This is a genomic window from Nocardia suismassiliense (genome assembly GCF_900269665.1).
In the GTDB taxonomy this organism is placed as follows: domain Bacteria; phylum Actinomycetota; class Actinomycetes; order Mycobacteriales; family Mycobacteriaceae; genus Nocardia; species Nocardia suismassiliense.
Map to the genome: position 1 here is coordinate 6,620,486 of NZ_LT985361.1, position 21,233 is coordinate 6,641,718.

Here is a 21,233-nt window from a genome sequence, read left to right on the forward strand (position 1 = left end):
TCAAAGCTACCGCCGACACGCCGTATCGCCCGCATACAACACGTGCTCGGGCTGCCGCGAGTGCGCTGACCTCGTGCGGAAGATCATGCCTGCGATCGCGGATGCCGTTGGTACTCGCCGATTTACGAACCGGGCGGCATGGGGATCGATCGTTGTCCACATGTCGGAAAGCTATGCACATTCGGGTCGAGCGGGGTTGTCACGCGCCGCGATCGGACGAGAGTGGACGGCATGCCGAATGTTGCTTTCGCCGCCCTCCTCGCGTGGTGTGTTGTGTTGAGCGTCATCGATTTTCGGCAGCGGAGATTGCCGAATTCGCTGACCGGATGGGGTGCGGTCGCGGTGTTCGGTTATGCCTTGTCCACAGATCAATGCACAGCCGCATTGCTGGGTGCCGTGCTGCTCGCGGTGCCGTATCTGCTGGTGCATCTGGCGCTACCCGCGGCGTTCGGTGCCGGAGATGTGAAGTTAGCCGTCGGGTTGGGTGCGGCGGCGGCGCTCGGTGGTGGGCACGCGTGGGTTCGGGCGGCGGTGGCCGCACCGTTGCTCACGGCGTGCGCTGGGATTGCTGCGGTGGTCCTGTGCCGAATTCGTAATTTCACGGATCCGCCCCGCCGAATCCGCTGTTCCACCGCCCCCTTCCACCAAATCCGCGAGTCCGCCGACCCGTCCAGCCGAATGAGCGACTCTGCCGGTCGATCGGCGTCGAGCCGGAGTTCACCTAGCCCCTCGGGTGTGCCGCCATGCGAAGTTCCGGTCGCTAAGCGGAGGGTCGAAAGACCCAGCCGAATCGCGATACCGCACGGGCCCGCCATGTGTATAGCTACGGTGTGCGCGCTGGCCACCGCGGGCGGCGGCGGATCATGATGGGTAGCGCGACGCTCATGGCTTCTGGCGAGCGCCGGGTGCGGCGGCTTGCGGCAGGCAAGGCATCTTGCGAGCATCGAACGATGTCGAGGGCGGCAGGTTACCGCATCTCGCAGCAGCCGGATGTGTCGGATTATGGCGGGCAACGGCGTCTCGCGGGTGCCGAATGGCGCGTAGGGCGGCAGGCACGGCGTCTGCGGATTGCGGGGTCGAACCCCGGGGCCGTGGGCCGACCCGGCAGCGCCTCACCGGGTGCGGGGACGGTGGGTGCGCCGAACGTGCCCGTCATCACTGCGGGCCGCGTGCCGGAGCGGGCGCGCCGACATGGGAAGATGGAGCACGTGTTGCGCTGGATAACTGCCGGAGAATCCCACGGTCCCGCTCTCGTCACCATCCTCGAGGGCATGGTGGCCGGTGTCGAGGTCACGTCCGACGAGATCTCCGCGCAGTTGGCGCGCCGCAGGCTCGGGTACGGCCGCGGCGCCAGGATGAAGTTCGAGGCCGACAAGGTGACCGTCGTCGGCGGTGTCCGGCACGGCCGCACCATGGGCGGACCGGTCGCCATCGAGATCGCCAACTCCGAGTGGCCCAAGTGGACGACCGTCATGTCCGCCGACCCGGTCGACCCGGACGAACTCGCCGAACTGGCCCGCAACGCCCCGCTCACCCGGCCGCGCCCCGGCCACGCCGACTACTCCGGCATGCTCAAGTACGACTTCGACGACGCACGCAACGTGCTGGAGCGCGCCAGCGCCCGGGAAACCGCGGCACGCGTCGCGGCGGGCACCGTGGCGCGGAACTTCCTGCGGCAGGCCTTCGGCGTCGAGGTGATCTCGCACGTCGTCTCGATCGGCACCGCCCAGAACACCACCGGTGTCATCCCGGCCGCCGCCGACCTCGCCGCCATCGACGAGAGCCCGGTGCGCGCGTTCGACAAGGACGCCGAGTCCGCGATGATCGCTGAGATCGAGGCGGCCAAGAAGGACGGCGACACCCTCGGTGGCGTCGTCGAGGTGGTCGTCGAAGGACTTCCGGTCGGCCTCGGCTCGTTCACCAGCGGCGAGAACCGGCTCGATTCCCGGCTCGCCGCCGCGCTCATGGGCATTCAGGCCATCAAGGGCGTCGAGGTCGGCGACGGTTTCGAGACCGCGCGCAGGCGCGGCAGCCAGGCGCACGACGAGATGCGGCCCGGCAGCGACGGCGTGCTGCGCTCGACGAACCGGGCCGGCGGCCTGGAGGGCGGCATGACCAACGGTGAAGCACTGCGCGTGCGCGCCGCGATGAAGCCCATCTCCACCGTGCCGCGCGCTCTGGCCACCGTCGACATGACCACCGGCGAGGAAGCCGTCGCCATCCACCAGCGCTCGGACGTGTGCGCCGTGCCCGCCGCGGGCGTCGTCGCGGAGTCCATGGTCGCGCTGGTCGTCGCGCAGGCCGCGCTGGAGAAGTTCGGCGGCGACTCGCTCGGCGAGACCCTGGAGAACATCACCAGCTACGTCAAGCGGATCAGCGCCCGCCCGCACAACGCGCCCGCTGACACCAGCACGCCATGATCGTGCAGACCGATCCGCGCGCCCCGCGCGTGGTGCTGGTCGGACCGCCGGGCGCGGGGAAAACGACGATCGGCCGCAAGCTCGCCAAGGAACTCGGCGTCGAGCTGTACGACACCGACGCGGGCATCGAACGCGAGACCGGGCGCACCATTCCGGAGATCTTCGCCACCGACGGCGAACCCGAGTTCCGCCGGATCGAGGAGCGGGTGGTGCGCCGCGCCATCCTCGCCGAGCGCGGTGTCGTCTCGCTCGGCGGCGGCGCCGTGCTGTCCAAGGACACCAGGGATCTGCTGCGCAACCGCACCGTCGTCTACCTGGAAATCAGTGTCGGCGAAGGACTGCGTCGCACCGGGGCGAGCACCAATCGGCCGTTGCTCAACGGTGCCGACCCCGCTGCCAAGTATCGCGAGCTGATGCGCAAGCGGCGGCCGCTCTACCGCGAGGTCGCCACCGTTCGGGTGCGTACCGACGGCCGCAGCCCCGGGCGCGTCGTCAAGATGGTGCTCGCCAAACTCGGTTTCGAGCCGGTCACCTCGGACACCGGCGCGGATGCCGACTGTCCGGAGCTCACCGACACAGGGACTCCGCCGAGCACTGCCGAAGACACCGCAACGCCGCAGGGCAGCAGTCGATCTCGGGCCCGGCGCCGTGCACGTGCGCGTGCTGCCGCGCGCAGGGCAGCTGCCGCGCGGGAGGGCGCAGACGGATCCGGCGAGCCGGAGACGTCCGCTCCGGCGGAGAAGTCCGTTGCGGCGGAGAAGTCCGTTGCGAGCGCGGGACGGAGCTGGCGCACGCGGCGAGGTGGTAGTGAGTCCGCGACGACGTCGGTTGCGAATGCCCCGGTGGCCGCAGAGTCTGCAGCGACCAGCTCAGTTGCCAACGGCCCGTCCACAACCGAGACCTCAGCGGCGAAGCCTTCCGGCTCGACCGGGAGAGGCTGGCGCGCTCGCCGGTCGGCTGCCGCGGCTGAAACCGACGCGACAGCACCGTCGAACGGCACGGAAGATTCCGGTCAAGGCAAGTCGTCGAGCGGACGGGCCAGACGAGCCAGGGCGCGGCGGGCTCGCGTTCGCGCGCGCAAACACCAGGAAGCATCAACAGAATCGGAGCAGCAGACGTGAGTGAGCCGAATCGTCTCGAAGTTCGTACCGCGGACCCGTATCCGGTGATCATCGGCCGTGGGCTGCTCGGTGAGCTCGTCGAGGCGGTCAACGGCGCGACGAAAGGCGTGCGGTCGGTGGCGATCTTCCATCAGCCGCCGCTCGCCGAGACCGCCGAGGCGGTGCGCAAGGCGTTGGCCGACACCGGCATCGACGCCCACCGCATCGAGATCCCGGACGCCGAGGCGGGTAAGGAACTCGCCGTCGCGGGCTTCTGCTGGGAAGTACTCGGGCGAATCGGCCTGACCCGCAACGACGTCGTGGTGAGCCTCGGCGGCGGTGCCGCAACCGATCTGGCCGGCTTCGTGGCCGCCACCTGGATGCGCGGCGTGCAGATCGTGCACGTACCGACCACGCTGCTGGCCATGGTCGACGCCGCCGTCGGCGGCAAGACCGGCATCAACACCGAGGCGGGCAAGAACCTGGTCGGCTGCTTCCACGAACCCGCCGCCGTGCTCGTCGACCTCGCCACTCTGGAAACCGTGCCGCGCAACGAGATCGTGGCCGGCATGGCCGAGATCATCAAGGCCGGTTTCATCGCCGACCCGGTCATCCTCGACCTGGTGGAACGCGACCCCGAGGCCGCGCTCGACCCCACCGGTGACGTGCTGCCCGAGCTGATCCGGCGCGCAATCCAGGTGAAGGCCGACGTGGTCGCCGCCGACCTCAAGGAGGCAAGCCTCCGCGAGATCCTCAACTACGGCCACACCCTCGGCCACGCGATCGAGCGCCGCGAACGCTACCGCTGGCGTCATGGCGCGGCTGTTTCGGTCGGCCTGGTCTTCGCCGCCGAACTCGGCCGCCTCGCAGGCCGTCTCGACGACGCCACCGCCGACCGCCACCGCGCCGTCCTGGAAAGCGTCGGCCTGCCGACCACCTACGACGCCGACGCCCTCCCCCAACTCCTCGACACCATGCAAACCGACAAGAAAACCCGCTCCGGCGTCCTGCGTTTCGTCGTCCTCGACGGCCTGGCCAAGCCCGGCCGCCTGGAAGGCCCCGACCCCACCCTCCTCGCCGCCGCGTACTCCGCCATCGCCCGCGAAGGCACCCCGAGCACCGGCATCCTCCTGTAACCCGCACTCGCACAGCAGAAACGGCGCACTCCTACGGGGTGCGCCGTTCTGTTTTGCCTCGAACCTCTGCCCGAACGCGATCAGCGAGCACCCGATCTCAGGGCATTAGACGGAGGTTGGCAGTGTCACGGCCGAAAGTTGGCTGCCTCATCACCATGCCAGTGCAATGACCGCAGTGGCGGCCGCTGATCGCAAGGTCGCCGCCGCGCTGGCCGAGGCCGTCGGCGGGAGCCGGACATGCGGGGGCAGGCTCAAATGTGTGCCGGGCAGGCCGCGGAACTCGCCGAGCACGGGCCAGGCCTCGCGCCAGCCAGAGCCGCCGTGAGGTCGGCCGAACGTGGGGCTGCGCCGTGGGTCAGGCGGGGGTGGGCGCTGGGGTGGGCTGTTTGTTGTTGGAGCGGTCCGCGAGGATGCGGCCGAGGCCGACGCCGATGAGGGCGGGGATGAAGATGAGCAGGACGATGAATGCGGAGCCGGCGGTGAGTTCGAAGAGGAGGCCGTTGTCGCCGAGGTCGAACTTGGGCAGCCAGTCGAGGAGCCACGCGCCGAGACCGCTGCCGACGCCACCTGCCACCGCAGCCTTCAACCAGAGCAGGGTCAGGTCGGTGCCGCGTTCGGGATCGGGCTGGGCCGACCGGTCCTTGCGCCCGTCCAGCAATCCCCAGTACAGGACGACGGCGACGAGCAGAAACAGGCCGAACATCCGCATCCACACCCCGTGGGTCGGCCAGTTCACCATCGCGAACCCGAGCGCGGCGCGCAGGAAAACGACCAGCGCGCCGAGCACGATAGCCCGCAACACCCAAGCATTCATGCGCACCACCATAACCCTGCCCATCGCCGAACCAAACTAGAACCGGTATCAGTTTCTGACGAAGTGTTCTCCTACCGACGACAGCGCCGACTGACCCGACTCCAGCAGCAGAACTACGCCGACACTCGTCGGCCGCACACGGGCGCGCGCTCCCGGCTACACGCCATTGGCCGACAGCACACGAGCACGCCCTCCCGGCTGCACGCCATTCCCGCCCAGGCCGGTCATGGGACCGCGCAAGGTCGGCCCGTCTGAAGCTCGCCTTGGTGCAGGTCGCCATTCACTTGGTCAGCGTGCCCAAATCCGGCGCCGTGATCGCCGCCGCCATGGCTGACGTGGCTGCGGATAAAGCGGGTGCAGTCCCGCCAGCACCTGCTGAACGGGCACTACGCGGCGCGGCGAAACTCGGCAACGCCTAGGGTTACAAATACCCGTCGGTGCGGATCGCAACGTCATCAGTGGTGCGGGGCCGGCGACCTCCGTCGAACGTGCTTGGCAGCCGGCGACAACAGCATTTCGTCCCCACCGGCATCTCGTGTCCACCGCGCCGAGTCTGTAGCGCAACCGTCGCCGACGTCGACCACCCGGACAACACGAAACCCGCAGCACCCCCATCGAACGATCACCCTGCACCGAGCACAACCGCCCACTTCAGCGCCACCACGTCCCTCTCGAGACGGTCACCACCCGCGGACGGAAAACAACGCCGGACTCACCCGCAATTCGTTGCCACCACGTCCCCCTCGACACGATCACCACCCCCGAACGGGACATCACGACGCACTCACCCGCAATCCGACGCCATCAGGTCCCCCACGACATGACCACCACCCCCGAACGGGACACGACGGCGCACTCACCCGCAATCCGACGCCATCAGGTCCCCCACGACACGATCACCACCTCCGGACGGGACATGACGGCGGCGTCGCTCACGATTGGACGAAGGGCCACCAGCGCGTCGGACCACCAAGTATTCGCCGACACCGGCCGGTTCAGGTCCCACTCGCAAGCACCCGCAGCGGCCCGCCGCCACGCCTCCATCAGCCCCGTGCGGCCGAACTCGCGAGCACTGCAGCTACTTCCAGCCGACGTACACCCGTATCAACCGCGTCAGTCCGCAGCTGAGAACCGCTGAGGTCAACAGGCGCACCATGTTTCGGAATCCGCACCACCTAAGGACCCCAATAGCAAGTGCGGATCCCGAGAACGAGTGCGAACTCTTCAGCGCCAAGGCAACTTCCAGCCGATGCACGCCTACACCAGCTGGTCAGCCCGAACTCTCCAGCACCACGGCCACTTCCAGCCGAGACACGCCGACACCAGCCGGGTCAAGCCGAACACTCCAGCAGTACGGCCACTTCCAGCCGACACACACCGACACCAGCCGGGTCAAGCCGAACACTCCAGCAGCACGACCACTTCCAGCCGACACACACTTACACCAGCCGGATCAACCCGAACACTCCAGCAGCACGACCACTTCCAGCCGACACCAGCCGAGTCAGGCCGAACTCTCCAGCGCCGCAGCCATCTCCGCGCGCGGCGCCGCACGCCCAGTGAACAACTCAACCTGCCCATACGCCTGGTTCAACAGCATCTGCAACCCACTGACCACCGTATGCCCAGCCCGCGCAACAGCCTCGGCCAGCGGCGTCGGCCACGGGTTGTAGATCGCGTCGAGCACCACAGGAGCCTTCGCCACCGCCTCCGCAACCACCGCGGCAGCCTCGGCCGGAATCGTGCTCACCACCACGCTCGCCCGCTCGCACAGTCCGACGAGCGCATCCGGATCGAACGCCGTCACCGCCGCATTCATGCCGAGCCGCTCCGCGAGATCCAACGCACTGCTCGCCCGCCCGGCATCCCGAGCGATCACGGTCACCGTCTTCGCACCGAGTTCGGACAACGCGAGCAGCGCAGGCCGCGCGGTACCACCAGCACCGAGCACCACCGCCTCGTCCAAACCGACAACCCCACCCCCACGCAACGCACCGAGCACACCGTCCACATCGGTGCAGTCGGCCCACCAACCACCGTCACGCCGGACGAGCGTATTGGCCGACCCGACCAGCACCGCCCGCTCGGTGCGCTCAGCGGCATAGGCCAGCGCCGCCTCTTTACCGGGCATGGTCACCGACAGCCCGACCCATTCGGCCCCGAGCCCGTCGACCAGTCCGGGCAACTGCTCGCCCGTGCACTCGATGCGTTCGTAACTCCAGTCGAGCCCGAGCGCGCGATACGCGGCCAGGTGCAACTGCGGCGAACGGGAGTGCGCGATGGGCTTACCCAGCACTGCCGCTTTGCGTTCAGCGACCACTGTCGAGGATTCCGCTCGCCTGCGCCTGCCGGATGTAGCGCTGGTGCTGGTTGTAGTCGTCGGTGAACAGCGTGGTGCCCTGCTTGTCGACCGTGACGAAGTACAACCAATCCCCGGGTTCCGGGTTCTCCATGGCGCGCAACGCGTTCAGCGACGGTGCGGCGATCGGTGTCGCGGGCAGCCCGGACATCGCGTAGGTGTTCCACGGCGTTTCCTGGGCACGGTCCGCATCGGTGGTCTGCACCTCGGTGCGGTCGAGCGCGTAGTTCACCGTCGAGTCGAACTGCAGCATCTGCGGAACCCGCAACCGGTTGACGATCACCCGCGCGACCTTGCCCATGTCCTGCGGCTTGGCCTCGCGTTCGACGAGCGACGCGGCGATCAGCGTCTGGTACGGCGTCAGCTTGGTCTCGCCGCCGGACTGCAACAGGCCGGTGGATTCATAGGCCTTGGCGCTGGCCGTCACGACCTGCCGCAGCATCTGCTCCGGCGTGCCGCTCGGGTCGAAATCCAAAGTGCCCGCGGCGATCAGGCCTTCCAGCTGCCTGGTCCGGTCCGGGCAGTTCTGCACGCCCTGCACGGCCCAGGCGGGCACGCCGAGCGCGGCGAGGTCGACACTCGAACCGGCGGCCTGGAGTTCTTCGTAGGTCGCGCACTTCTGGTTGGTGCCGGTGCCGATGCAGCTGGCCTCGGCCATCATGCGGTAGATGCCGTCGGTGCGCCTGCCGGAGCCCACCTCGAACTGGTCGTGCAGCAGCCGTCCCTCGGGAATGACGAGGTTGCCGACCCTGGCCTGCTTACCGGTCAACGCGGACACCGCCTGCACCGCGGGACTGCGGCTCGGGATCGCGTAGAAGCCCGGCTGCACCGAGTTCATGTTCGTATTGCGCACGGCCGCTTCGATGAACGCGCCGGTGCTGGCGACGATGCCTTTTTCTTTCATACTGGCTGCGATCTGCTGCGAGGTGTCGCCGTCGTGCACCTGCACCACGACCAACGGCCCGACCGGTCCGGCGAAATCCTCAGGCGGGCCGAGCTTCTCGATGAGCTTCATGCCCGCGAACACCGCGGCACCGGCGAACAGCAGCACGAAGACACCGGCGAACAGCCACATGGTGCGCCTGCGCCGTTTGCGCTCCTGCGCCTTGCGCGAGGCCGCACGGGAGCGTTTGCCGCGCTGCGCACTGCGCGACCGCCGGCTGCCCTCCTCCGGCTCGTCGTCCTCGTGCCGAGCCGCTTCCCGGCGGCCGACGCGCTTACGCGGCGGGCGCTCCGAGTCGGCCCGCGGGCGTGGCGCGGGTTCGGGCGGGTCCATGTCGTCGGTGTAGCGCGGGATGACGGTGGTGTCGTCCTCGTAGTCGTCCCAGTCGTCCTGCTCCCGGCCGACCACCCGGTTCGTTTTGCCGCGCGTGTCTCTGCTGTTCTGCCCGCCCCAGGCTCGGTCGTCACGCCGGTAACGCCGATCAGCTTCGCGCTGCCGGTACCGTTCCTCGGCTCGTGCCCATCGATCCGTCATGCGTCGTCCTCGGACGACGCGTGCCGCACCGCTTCAACCGACCTCAACACCGCACTCCGTTCGTCCAACCATCCTTGCAGGATCGAGACGGCCGCCGCCTGATCGATCACTTGCCGCTGGCCACGCGCGCGAACTCCACTGTCCCGCAATGCACGTGCAGCTGACACCGTAGTCAAACGTTCGTCGGAAAGTCGTATAGGCACCGGCGACACGGCGGCCCGCAACTGATCGGCGAATGCGGTGGCAATGGTAGCGGCAGTGCCCTTCTCCCCGCGTAATGTTCGGGGTAGACCCACGATCACTTCGACGGCCTCGTACTCCCGCACAATTTCAGCAATTCTGGCGATATCAGGTGCGGGCCCGGCCGAGCGCTTGTTCGGCTTCGCGCGCGGCACGGTCTCCACGGGCGTGGCAAGAACACCGTCCGGGTCGCTCGACGCGACGCCGATCCGGACACTGCCGACATCGACGGCAATCCGCCGGCCGCGACCCGGGTCGGTGTCTGGATGGGGCCGGTCGGCGCCGTGCGGCGCCGACCTCTCGGGATGGTCGGGGTCGGCCACGTCACGTGCCCGACCGCCACCCCCTGCGGAATCGCTCGGCGAAGCCATCACCCGGCCAGTTCGGCCACCCGAGCGCGGACAGCGGCGAGACCGGCGGGAATCCCCGACGGGTCGGATCCGGCGCCCTGCGCCATTTCCGGCTTGCCACCACCGCGCCCCGCGATGCTCGGGCCGAAGGCGGCGACAAGGTCGCCGGCCTTGAAGCCGAGGTCCTGAGCGCCCTTGTTGACGGTCACCACGAACGGCACCTTGCCGTCGGCGTTGCCGAGCAGCACCACCACGGCGGGGTTCGTGCCGAACCGGCCGCGGATGTCGGTGGCCAGCGTGCGCAGATCACCGGCGGTGACGCCCTCGGGCGCCGCGACGGCGACCAGCAGCACGGCACCGATCCGCTCGGCCTCCTCGACGAACTTGCCCGCAGAGGACAGCACCGCGGCCATCTTGGTGCGCTCGAGTTCCTTCTCGGCCACCTTGAGCCGCTCCACCAGTTGCTCGACCCGCGCGGGCACCTCTTCCGAGGGCACCTTCAGCGAGGACGCCACACCGGCCAGCAGCGCGCGCTCCTTGGCCAGGTACTTGTAGGAGTCGAGCCCGACGAAGGCCTCCACGCGGCGGATGCCGGAACCGACCGAGGACTCGCCGAGCACGGTGATCGGGCCGATCTGCGAGGAATGCTGCACGTGCGTACCACCGCACAGCTCCATCGAGAACGGGCCGCCGATCTCCACCACGCGCACCTCGTCGCCGTAGTTCTCGCCGAACAGCGCCATCGCGCCCATCTGCTTGGCCTTGGTCAGGTCGGTGACGAAGGTGTTGACCGGGAAGTCCGCGCCGACCGCGTCGTTGGACACGGCCTCGATATCGGCCTTCTGGCTCTCGGACAGCTGCCCCTGCCAGTTGAAGTCGAACCGCAGGTAACCCGGCTTGTTCAGCGAACCCGCCTGTACGGCGTTCGGGCCGAGGATCTGCCGCAGCGCGGCGTGCACCATGTGTGTGCCGGAGTGACCCTGGGTCGCACCGCGACGCCACGCCGGATCCGCCTGCGCGAGAACGACATCGCCCTCGGTGATCTGCCCCTGCTCGACGGTGGTCTTGTGCACCCACAGCTTCTTGGCGATCTTCTGCACGTCGTTGACGCGCAGTTTCACACCCGAAGCCGTGATGGCGCCGCGGTCGGCGATCTGGCCGCCGGCCTCGGCGTAGAGCGGGCTGCGATCGAGGATCACCTCGACGTCCTGGCCCGCCGAGGCCACGGGCACCCGCACGCCGTCGGCGATCAGAGCGAGCACGTTCGCCTCGGAGGTCAGCTCGTCGAAGCCGGTGAACTCGGTGGCGCCGCGATCGACCAGCTCCTTGTAGACGGTCAGGTCGGCGTGGCCGTGCTTGCGTTTGCGCGCGTCTTCCTTGGCGTTGGCCACCTGCTGGGCCATCAGCTCACGGAAACCGTTCTCGTCCACCGTCAGCCCGGCCTCGGCCGCCATCTCCAGCGTGAGCTCGATCGGGAAGCCGTAGGTGTCGTGCAGCTTGAAGGCGTCCGATCCGGGAATCGTATTGCCGCCCTTGGCCTGCACCGCGCTCGCAGTGTTGTCGAACAGCGCGGAGCCGGTGTTCAACGTCTTGAGGAAGGCGGTCTCCTCGCCGACGGCGACCGTCTCGATGCGCTGGAAATCGGTGGCCAGCTCCGGGTACGACGGCGCCATCAGGTCGCTGACGACCTTCATGAACTCCGCCATCACCGGCTTCTCCGCGCCGAGCAGTCGCGCCGAGCGCACGATCCGGCGCAGCAACCTGCGCAAGACATAACCGCGCCCGTCGTTGCCCGGGTTCACGCCGTCGGCGATCAGCATGGCGCTGGAACGGGTGTGGTCGGCGATCACCCGGAAGCGGCGATCGTTCTCGTGCTCGACACCGTAGGAGCGGCCGGTGAGTTCCTCGGCCTTGTCGATGATCGGGCGCAGCAGGTCGGTCTCGTAGACGTTCTCGACACCCTGCAACAGCATGGCGACACGCTCGACGCCCATGCCGGTGTCGATGTTCTTCTTCGGCAGCGAACCGATCGGTGGGTGGCCCTCCTTCGGGCTCAGCTCACCGCGCACGTCCTGCATGAACACGAGATTCCAGATCTCGAGGTAGCGGTCCTCGTCGGCGACCGGGCCGCCGTCGCGGCCGTACTCGGGGCCGCGATCGAAGTAGATCTCCGAGCACGGACCACCGGGGCCGGGCACGCCCATGTCCCAGTAGTTGTCCTTGCCGTCGCGGAACTGGATCCGCTCCTCGGGAATGCCCGCGACCCGGCGCCAGATCTCGGCCGCCTCCGGATCGGACTCGTACGCGGTCACCCAGATCCGCTCGGGATCGAAGCCGAAACCGCCGTCCTCCTGCGACTTGCTGATCAACTCCCAGGCAAGGCGAATCGCCTCTTCCTTGAAGTAGTCACCGAAGGAGAAGTTGCCCGCCATCTGGAAGAAGGTGTTGTGCCGCGTGGTGACGCCGACCTCTTCGATGTCACCGGTGCGCACACACTTCTGCACGCTCGTCGCGCGCGGGTACGGCGGAGCCTCCTGGCCCAGGAAGTACGGCTTGAACTGGACCATGCCTGCGTTGACGAACAGCAGGTTCGGGTCGGCCAAGATCAACGAGGCACTCGGCACCTCGGTATGGCCGGCACGGACGAAATGGTCCAGGAAGCGCCGTCGAATCTCGTGGGTCTGCACAGATATCCAGCCTACCGGTGCCGTGCACGTGGTTTTTCATCGAGTCGGGTGCTGTGGGACACCCCGCAACCTTGCGGCGATTGTCTGACGCGCTGGTGGCGCTTCGTCCCGCTGGCAGGTCCTTGAGGGCGGGCGCGAAGGGCGAGCCGTCTCGTCTCCGCGGATGGCCCAGCGCAGCACGGTCCGGCCATCGACCCCGGGTACGCACGCCGGTTCCGCCTACTTGCCGCGGATGATCCGGCGCAGTTTGTCGACCCGCGGGCCGACCTCGCGTTCGTTGCCGTGGTCGGTGGGTTGGTAGTAGTCGACGCCGACCAGTTCGTCCGGCGGGTACTGCTGGGCGAGCACGCCGTCTCGGTTGTCGTGCGGGTATTTGTAGCCCTGGGCGTTGCCGAGTTTCGCCGCGCCCGCGTAGTGGCCGTCGCGCAGGTGCGGCGGGACCGCACCCGCCTTGCCAGCAGCCACGTCGGCCATGGCGGCGCCGAGAGCGGCGATCACGGCGCCGGATTTGGGCGCGCTGGCCAGGTGAATCGTGGCCTGCGCCAAGGCGAGGCGGGCTTCCGGCAGACCGACCAGCTGGACAACCTGTGCGGCGGCGGTGGCGGTTTGCAGGGCGGTAGGGTCGGCCATGCCGATGTCCTCGCTGGCATGAATCATCAGCCTGCGCGCGATGAAACGCGGATCCTCACCCGCCGTGAGCATGCGCGCCAGGTAGTGCAGTGCGGCGTCGACGTCGGAGCCGCGGATGGATTTGATGAAGGCGCTGATCACGTCGTAGTGCTGGTCGCCCGCCCGGTCGTAGCGGACGGCGGCCTTGTCCACGCTGGCCTCGACGAGTTCGACGCCGACGGTGCCGTCGAGCGAGGATTCGGCCGAGGCTTCCAGTGCGGTGAGCGCGCGGCGTGCGTCGCCACCCGCGATGCGCACGATGTGGTCGAGGGCCTCGTCCGAGACCGTGTACTGGTCGTCCAGTCCGCGTTTGTCGTGGATCGCGCGCAGGAGGACCTGACGGATGTCGTCCTCGGTGAGCGATTGCAGTTGCAGCACCAGCGAACGGGACAGCAGCGGCGACACCACCGAGAACGACGGATTCTCCGTGGTCGCGCCGACGAGCAGCACGATCCGGTTCTCCACCGCGGCAAGCAGCGCGTCCTGCTGCGTTTTCGAGAAGCGATGCACCTCATCGATGAACAGGACGGTCTGCTCACCCGCCGACAGCCTGCGCCGCGCGACATCGATCACCGCCCGCACTTCCTTCACCCCCGCCGACAAGGCGGACAACGCCTCGAACCGGCGACCGGTCGAATGCGAAATCAGCGAAGCCAACGTCGTCTTACCCGTGCCCGGCGGGCCATACAACAGCACCGACGCCGCCCCCGACCCCTCNCTCGCGCGTCCACGCAGACTACACCGACCGGTACACTTTTCTGCTAGATAAGCCGGCCGTAGCAGGAACCACCCCCCACGCCGTCGTCGGCAGCGCAAGATGTGTAAAAGAGCCGGCCCCCAACCCGCCGCAACGGCGACCCCGGCCCGAGCAAATGCCGCTGCCCGACCACCTCGTCCAACGACGCAGGCCGCATCCGCACCGCAAGCGGCGCCCCGGAATCCCGGCGCACCACACTGTCGATGCTGTGCTCTGCAGGCACACCGTCGCCGGGCACGTCGAACAAGCCATCGGTCACATCCGGCAACGTTACCGAGGTACACCGACAAGACCGAACGCGCTGCACCACCACCCGCACGCTGCCGGGTGCCACGGCGGCGACGACACGTCGCGCAGGCCGCCACCATGTCGCGCTCGTCAGCAGCGTCGTCGCCGAGAGGGGCATGGCGGCGAGGACGCACCACGTCGGCCGCCACGACGTCCCGCTCGACAGCACAGTCGTCGCCGAAAGGGACACGGCGGCGACGCGCCACATCCGCCGCCACGGCATCCCACTCGACAGCACAGTCGTCGCCGAAAGGGACACGGCGGCGGCGACGCACCACATCCGCCGCCACGAGGTCCCGCTCCAGCGGCAGGTCTTACGGGACATGGCGGCGGAGACCGACCAGGTAGGGCACCGCCATGCCCCGCCTGACTATCCGGCGGGTGTACGCCGAACCGATCCCTCCCAGCCGCACAGCTACTGTGCCGCCCTGCCGCCACCACGTCCCGAACAGCGGCAGCGCCGCCGCCGAAAGGGGCACCGTGGTGGAGACACGCCGCACGAGCCGCCACTAGGTCCCGCTGACGATCCGGTCGGCGGCGCCACGCGATCGCATGCCAGCCGCACCCTCGAACCGCCGACTTGACTACCACGCCCACTCGACAACTCGAACCACGGCGGCGTTGTCGCTTCAGGGATGGCGGCGGAGCCACCTAGACCACGCCCACCACCTGGTCCCGACCATTGCCATCGCTGCCACCGGGCGGGACATGGCGGCAGCGATTCGCCGAGTGGTCCACCGCCATATCCCGTTCGACAGCACCGCTATCGCAGAAAGGGACATGGCGGCGGAGCCCGGCCGCGTAAGGCGCCGTCAGTCCCTTGGGCGCCCGCGAGCGTGCCGGCATCCGGCCGATGTGCGCCGAGCCACTCGGGTTTCAGCTGCACAGCCCCAATACCGCCCGGCTCCAGCATGTCCCGAGCAACGGCAGCGCTGCCGCCGGACGGGACATGACTACGAAGATTCGCGGGGTGGGCCACCCTCATATCCCGTTCGACGGCACCGCTATCGCCGAAAGGGACATGACGGCGGTGACACGCAGGTCGGCCGGCCACCGTGTCCGGTCGGCGACCCGCGAGAATGTCGGTGAACCGACCGGATGCCGACCGCACGACCAACAGGCCAGCCCGCGCCACCATGCCACGACCCACGCCAACGCTGTCGCCAAGAGGGACATGGCGGCGGTGACGCACCGCATCGGCAGCCACGACGTCCCGCTCGGCAGCAAGACTCTTGTCTTAGGGGAAATGGCGGCGGTGCACCACCGCGTAGGGCGCCGTCATGTCCCGTCTGACGATCCGGCGAGTATCCGCCGAACCGATCCCCTGCCAGCCGCATAGCCACATGCCGTCCCGCCGCCACCATGTCCCGAACAACCGCACCGCGGCCTCCGACAGGGACAAGGCGGTGGGGACACGCCACGTGGGCCTCCTTCATGTTCCGTTCGGCGATCTGGGCGGTGTGCGGCGAGCCGATTTGCGTGTCGACCGCGCATCGGATGTGATCAATACTCGTGGCTGAAAACACGGTCGTTTCAGATTCTCCGTTCGGGCCCTTCGCGCGGCGCACCCTGCTGAAAGGTGGCGCGGCTGCTACTGCGGCGGCGGTGCTGAGCGCGGCTCCGGCGTGGGCGGCGAGTGCGGTGTTCCGGCACGGGGTCGCCTCTGGTGATCCGTTGCCGAACGGGGTAATCCTGTGGACCCGCGTCACCGTGTCCGACGAGGCGACGCCGGGCTCAGGTGTGGGCGAATCGGCAAGTGTGCGTTGGGAAATCGCTGAGGACGAAGGGTTCGGTAGCGTCGCGGCTTCCGGAAACGTCACGGCCACAGCGGCTTCCGATCACACCGTGAAGGTCGATGCCGCGGGCCTTGCGCCGGGTCGCGAGTACTTCTATCGGTTCACTGCCCTGGGCGAAACGTCCCCGATCGGCCGCACCCGGACCGCCCCAGCGCTCGGTGATTCGCCCGAGCGCCTCCGCTTCGGGATCGTCTCCTGCGCGAACTGGGAGGCCGGATACTTCGGCGCCTACCGGCATCTCGCCGCCCGCACCGATCTCGACGCCATCGTGCACCTCGGCGATTACATCTACGAGTACGGCCGCGGCAAGTACGGCGGACGCAATGGCACTGTGCGGCCGCATGATCCGGCGAACGAGATCGTCAGCCTGGCCGATTATCGAATCCGGCACGCGCAGTACAAGACCGATCCCGATCTGCTGGAGCTGCACGCCCGCCAGCCGTTCATCTGCACCTGGGACGACCACGAATCCGCCGACAACTCGTGGTCCGGCGGCGCCAACAACCACAACCCGGCGACCCAGGGCAGCTGGCAGGACCGCCGGGCCGCGTCCGCGCAGGCCTATCTCGAATGGATGCCGGTGCGCGCGCAGGGTTCCGGCGCGGAGGTGCAGATCTACCGCAGGCTTCGTTTCGGCACGCTCGCCGAACTATCCATGCTGGACCTGCGCAGCTATCGCGACCAAGAAGCGAAGCCCGGCGCGGGCTGGCGCGAGGCGGACAACCCCGCGCGCACCATCACCGGCAAAGCCCAAATGGACTGGCTCACTGCCGGTTTGGCGTCCGCACCGGTGCGCTGGAAGCTGGTCGGCAATTCGGTGATGATCGCCCCACTCGTCTTCCCACCGCTCGAACCGGCCACCACCGCCGCCATCACCAGCACCCTCGGCCTCCCGCAGTCCGGCCTCACCGTCAACGGCGACCAGTGGGACGGCTACACCGCCGACCGCCAGCACCTGTTCCGCGCGATCACCGACCAGCAGATCGCCGACGTCGTATTCCTCACCGGCGACATCCACACCTCCTGGGCCGCAGACCTCCCCATCGACGCCGCCAACTACCCCGCAGGTCCCACCGCAGGCACCGAATTCGTCATCCCCTCGGTCACCTCCACCAGCATCGGCGACCTACTGAAGCTCAACTCGGCCCCCATCGCGGACTCGATCCGAAGCGTCAACCGCCACCTGCACTACACCGAACTGGACTCCCACGGCTACGGCGTCCTAGAGGTAACCCCAGACCAGACCCAAATGGACTGGTTCTACCTCATCGACGTAACCGACCCGAACTCCGCTGTGCGCCACGGAACTTCGCTCGCCGTCCGATCCGGCGGACGCCTCGAACCCCGCTCCACCCCGGCAAGCTGACAGTCCGCGCGGTGCGGCCACCACACTGACAGTCCGCTCGCCAAGCCCCGCCACACAGACAGTCCGCGCGGCAAGCCCCGACACGCTGACTGGCTGCGCGGCGAGCCGACTGGCTGCGACAGAACTTCGCTGGCCCGTCCAGACAGGCGGGCGCCCGGAGCTCGTTCCACGCCCGCAAGCTGACAGTTTGTCCGGCAAGCCCCAAGTCGATGACCGCAGCCCGCCAAAAGCGACAGCGGCGCGCTGACTGGGGGCAGGCTGACACGACAATGCGCGGTCGTGGGGCGCATCCGCGAGACGTTCCCCGGGTCCTGAGCTGTCGGTGCTGCCCCTGGCTTCCGTCCGATCGGCCAGAGGCCTTGCGTGGCAGGTCGATCGGACGGTTTCCGCTCGGAAACTCGATCCGTGCCGGATGAAGCTCAACGGACACCACAGCCCCGATGTTCGAACCGGGGCGGGATTGGCAATCGGTACGCTCATCCGGCTTTCGAACAGTCGATGAAAGGAATCAAGGTGCCTATCGCACGCAGCAACGGATACAAGATCGCCTTCGACGTAGTCGGGGACGGGCCGCCGCTGGTGCTGCACCCCGGCATGTTCCAGGTCGGCGCGCACTGGACCGACGCCGGATACACCTCGGTTTTGGCGGCGACCCACACGGTGATTACCGTGGACCCGCTCGGTCTCGGCAACAGTGACAGCCCGCGGGATCCGATCGACTACGCACTGGAGCGGCGAACCGATTACGTGACCGCGGTGCTCGACGAGGTCGGCGCGGATCGGGCCGCGTACTGGGGCTATTCGCTCGGCGCGCTGACCGGATTCGCTGTCGCCGTGCACGCACCCGAGCGTCTCACCAGGCTCGTCGCGGGCGCCTTCGACCCGATCGATGGATTCGGTTCGGCCCTCGCCCTGATGCGCGGCCAACTGGGCTTGCCCGACGACGCCGACGTGTACCCGCTGATCGAGCAGGGATCCACCGCAGATCCCGCGCTCGCCGCCGTGATCGAAGCCGCAGACCCGGCGGCGCTGCGCGCGAACTACGCGGCGTTCTCCGCCGAGCCCGGCCTGCATGACCGATTGGCCGAGTCGCCCGTCCCGATGCTCCTCTACGCAGGCACCGGCGACATCTGGTACCAACCGATGCGGACCTTCGCCGAACGGACCGGCACGAGGTTCCTGTCGATACCCGACCACGACCACATCACCGCGTGGAGTAATGCAACGGAGGTGCTGCCGCGCGTTTCGCCGTTCCTCGCCGGCGACCTGAGCTGACCGGTCACTGCCCAGGTTCTCCGGAGACGGTGATCGCGGACGTGCTCGGGTGGACCGAGGACGTCCACGAATTCTGGGCGCTAGGTCTGGGAATCCGATTGCGNCGACACGCCGTGTGGCGCGGGGCAGGCGCGGGGCATCGCGACGGAGGGCCGGGCCGCGGGGGGCGGCGGAGGGCGCGGCGGCCGGGGGGGGAGGGCCGGGGGCGGCCGGTCGGGGGGGGGGGGCGGGGGGGGGGGAGCGGTGCGGGGGGGGGGGGGGGGGGCGGGGGGGCGCGGGTCAGTGGGTTTCCAGTGTCGTGGCGGTCCGCGTTGCGGCGGCGGATGACCAGGATTGTGAGTGCGACAGCAAGGATGGCCAGCACGGCAATCGCTGATAGCAGGTAACCCATGATGGCCCCCTCGATCAATTCCGACGCTCGAAGTCGGACTCCCCCGCATTGTGCCATTTACTATCGGCCCGTCGCTAGCGCAACTTTCGGGGGGCGACCCGCCTGATTCGCCGCAGCACCAATCCAATTCAGTGACACTGCCACTCCCGGCACCGCCTAGAGGTTGACCGCCCGCCGAACGGGATCGGTGGCACCAAACGCGAGGGACCCCACCGAGATGTCCCGCTCGGCGACCATCTCACTTAACGTAAGTTCCGCACTCTTGACGCAGGCTGCAACCTCAGTCAAGAGCACGGAATCTACGTCAAGTCGGCGCGCGACCCGGTCGCCGAGCGGGTCGTCGCCTGCGGTGCCAGGGAAGTTGGGGTCACCTACAGGCGTGCGGACGGTGGGTATGTTCCGCTACTCGGACCAGCGTTCTTCGAGCATCGCTGAGACGTCTTCGGCGAAGTCGCCGATGATGTCGTCTCCAGTGCAGCGGGCGTCTTCGGCCAGGGCGGCCCAGCGGTTGATCAAGGCTTCCGACCGCGGTACGGACATGCCGTGTTCGCGGGCGGCGGCGATGCGGGCGTGGTCTGCGGGGAGAAACCAGTAGGTGGACAGCCACACCCAGATGAGGCGGGCCTCGAGGATGCGCTCGGACATCAGCTCGTCGTCGGCCAGGGCCGGCCATACGCCGACCACCTCGGAGCGCCATGCTTCGACCATCTGCCTGGCGCGTTCCCTGGACAGTTCGAAGTCGCACAGGCAGCCGGGGAAGGACACCAGTGCGTAGGCGATGTCGAGGGTGGCGTCGCGGAATCCGCCCCACTCGTAGTCGAGGAAGCGTGCGCCTTCCTCGTTGAGAATCACGTTGTCGGGGCACAGATCCGACGGACTGAACGCGCGGAATCGCCCGGCGGAGAACAGTCGGTTGCCGCGCACGATCCGTTCGGCGATCTCGCCGGGCACCTCGATGCCGAGTTCGCGCTGCAGCAGTCCGGGCACCTCGGCGATCGCGGATTCGGCCTGCTGGGCAATGCCGTCCACGCGATGCACCACGTCGACGCGGCGCAGCAGGGCGACGAAATCGGCTTCGCGGCCGACGGTCGCCGCGTGCATACGGCCGAGCGCCTGCGCGAACGCCATCATCCCGTTCCTGGTCGCCGGTTCGGCGCCGGACCGCAACATCTGAGTAAGCAGCGAATTCTCGCCGAGGTCACTGAGGATCAGCAAACGCTCAGGCAAACTATGCGCGATCAGGTACGCGCCCGGTCGCTGTTCGCGGCTCAGCGCAGTGGTGAACTGGTACGAGACCGCTTCACGGAGGAACGCGGAGTCGATGCTGGCGACTCCGGGCGCGAGACCACCCGTGGTGCGGTCCTGCGAGTGTCCGCGAACTTGTTTGACGATGAGCGTTCGCGGCAGCGAGTAGGGGTTTTCCGCTACACGCACACGGAGAACCGTCGTTCTACCACTACCGCTGAGTTCGATCGGATCGCTCAGCTTTACCGGAGCACCCATTCGCTTTGTGAGCAACTGTTGCGCTGCGGACACGACTTCGGCGGCGCGTTCGGCCAATAGTGCGGTCATCGCCCTTCAAGTTACTCGCATCAGGTCACTTCTAGCGAGCGGATACACAACCTTTCCGCGTCGTTCGGCGTGTCTCTCTCGAGGTTACGGGACGGGCGGCCGTTGCTTGACACGATTGCACCCGTCAGGTTTTCTCATCGTCAACTGCTCTGCGCCACACCGCAAACCAGTTGAGTGGAAAGGTCTATGGCATGACCGGCACACCGCCTCCCCCGCCCCACGCATCAGCTGGCGACCCTCCCGAGCACGGAGACGACGAACGCCACGCGGCGCAACAGGGCCAGCACGAGAGTCACCCACCGCAGCCGCCGAGCGCGAGCACCGAGCACGGCAAGCACGAGATGGCGGGGTCGGCCGGGTACCCGCAGTTCGAAGGTCCGGGCGCCGCGCAGTACGGCAGCGAACCCGTCGAGCCACCGCCGCCGGTCGCACCGCCGCAGTCATCAGCACATCCTGGGCAAACGGGTCAGCCGAGTTACGGTCCGCCGGGGACCGGGCCCGGAGCGGAACCCACGAGTATGCCTTCGGGGTCCGGG

Annotated in this window: 12 protein-coding genes and 3 pseudogenes; 7 read left to right on the top strand and 8 right to left on the bottom strand. The window is 68.2% G+C overall.

Annotated elements, in window-relative coordinates; translation table 11 throughout:
* The first annotated feature begins 231 nt into the window (after nt 1-231).
* The 4 genes and pseudogenes from DBO33_RS29370 to aroB all read left to right on the top strand — a co-directional run bounded on the left by DBO33_RS29370 (nt 232) and on the right by aroB (nt 4,656).
* Entirely contained in the window at nt 232-867 is a 636-nt protein-coding gene (locus tag DBO33_RS29370; protein ID WP_107657966.1) for an A24 family peptidase, read from the top strand.
* 341 nt (nt 868-1,208) lie between these two features.
* Nucleotides 1,209-2,420 carry a chorismate synthase gene (gene aroC / locus DBO33_RS29375; protein WP_107660681.1) on the top strand — a complete coding sequence of 404 codons (1,212 nt, stop codon included), beginning with the start codon at nt 1,209-1,211 and terminating at the stop codon, nt 2,418-2,420.
* Nucleotides 2,417-2,935 (top strand): annotated as a pseudogene (locus tag DBO33_RS44175) (shikimate kinase); the annotation flags it as partial. The gene aroC and the pseudogene DBO33_RS44175, both read left to right, overlap by 4 nt.
* 602 nt (nt 2,936-3,537) lie before the next feature.
* A complete protein-coding gene (gene aroB, locus DBO33_RS29385; RefSeq protein WP_107657968.1) occupies nt 3,538-4,656 on the top strand; it encodes a 3-dehydroquinate synthase in 1,119 nt (372 codons plus the stop codon).
* A 355-nt stretch (nt 4,657-5,011) separates the two neighbouring features.
* Here the strand turns inward: aroB and DBO33_RS29390 are convergent, their stop codons facing one another.
* The 7 genes and pseudogenes from DBO33_RS29390 to DBO33_RS44185 all read right to left on the bottom strand — a co-directional run.
* The gene (locus DBO33_RS29390) at nt 5,012-5,470 is read right to left on the bottom strand and encodes a B-4DMT family transporter (protein ID WP_234391105.1); all 459 of its coding nucleotides are present in this window, start codon (nt 5,468-5,470) and stop codon (nt 5,012-5,014) included.
* A 1,504-nt stretch (nt 5,471-6,974) separates the two neighbouring features.
* Nucleotides 6,975-7,790: a shikimate dehydrogenase gene (locus DBO33_RS29395; protein ID WP_107657970.1), complete on the bottom strand. Its 816-nt coding sequence runs from the start codon at nt 7,788-7,790 to the stop codon at nt 6,975-6,977.
* Complete coding sequence (locus tag DBO33_RS29400; protein ID WP_199856793.1) at nt 7,780-9,306, bottom strand: endolytic transglycosylase MltG; 1,527 nt, start codon at nt 9,304-9,306, stop codon at nt 7,780-7,782. Before DBO33_RS29400 ends, DBO33_RS29395 begins: the two co-directional genes overlap by 11 nt.
* Nucleotides 9,303-9,917, bottom strand: a complete 615-nt coding sequence (gene ruvX / locus DBO33_RS29405) for a Holliday junction resolvase RuvX (protein WP_234391106.1) — start codon at nt 9,915-9,917, stop codon at nt 9,303-9,305. Before ruvX ends, DBO33_RS29400 begins: the two co-directional genes overlap by 4 nt.
* Complete coding sequence (gene alaS / locus DBO33_RS29410; RefSeq protein WP_107657972.1) at nt 9,917-12,583, bottom strand: alanine--tRNA ligase; 2,667 nt, start codon at nt 12,581-12,583, stop codon at nt 9,917-9,919. The genes ruvX and alaS overlap by 1 nt, the downstream gene beginning before the upstream one ends.
* A 219-nt stretch (nt 12,584-12,802) precedes the next feature.
* Nucleotides 12,803-13,972: pseudogene (locus DBO33_RS29415) on the bottom strand (replication-associated recombination protein A); the annotation flags it as partial.
* Between the two features lie 119 nt (nt 13,973-14,091).
* Nucleotides 14,092-14,277: pseudogene (locus DBO33_RS44185) on the bottom strand (replication-associated recombination protein A); the annotation flags it as partial.
* Nucleotides 14,278-14,413: 136 nt separating this feature from the next.
* Here DBO33_RS44185 and DBO33_RS43115 point away from each other — a divergent pair.
* The 3 genes from DBO33_RS43115 (at nt 14,414) to DBO33_RS29435 (ending at nt 18,734) form a co-directional block, all read left to right on the top strand.
* Complete coding sequence (locus DBO33_RS43115) at nt 14,414-14,881, top strand: hypothetical protein (protein WP_159080591.1); 468 nt, start codon at nt 14,414-14,416, stop codon at nt 14,879-14,881.
* A 928-nt stretch (nt 14,882-15,809) separates the two neighbouring features.
* On the top strand, nt 15,810-17,459 hold the full coding sequence (locus DBO33_RS29430) for an alkaline phosphatase D family protein (protein ID WP_407670544.1): 1,650 nt from the start codon (nt 15,810-15,812) through the stop codon (nt 17,457-17,459).
* Nucleotides 17,460-17,972: 513 nt separating this feature from the next.
* Nucleotides 17,973-18,734 (top strand): alpha/beta fold hydrolase, encoded by a 762-nt coding sequence (locus tag DBO33_RS29435; protein ID WP_159080592.1) that lies wholly within the window; start codon nt 17,973-17,975, stop codon nt 18,732-18,734.
* A 793-nt stretch (nt 18,735-19,527) separates the two neighbouring features.
* Here DBO33_RS29435 and DBO33_RS29445 read toward each other — a convergent pair.
* Nucleotides 19,528-20,697, bottom strand: coding sequence for a phosphotransferase family protein (locus DBO33_RS29445; RefSeq protein ID WP_107657975.1), 1,170 nt, complete (start codon nt 20,695-20,697; stop codon nt 19,528-19,530).
* Between the last annotated feature and the right edge of the window lie 536 nt (nt 20,698-21,233).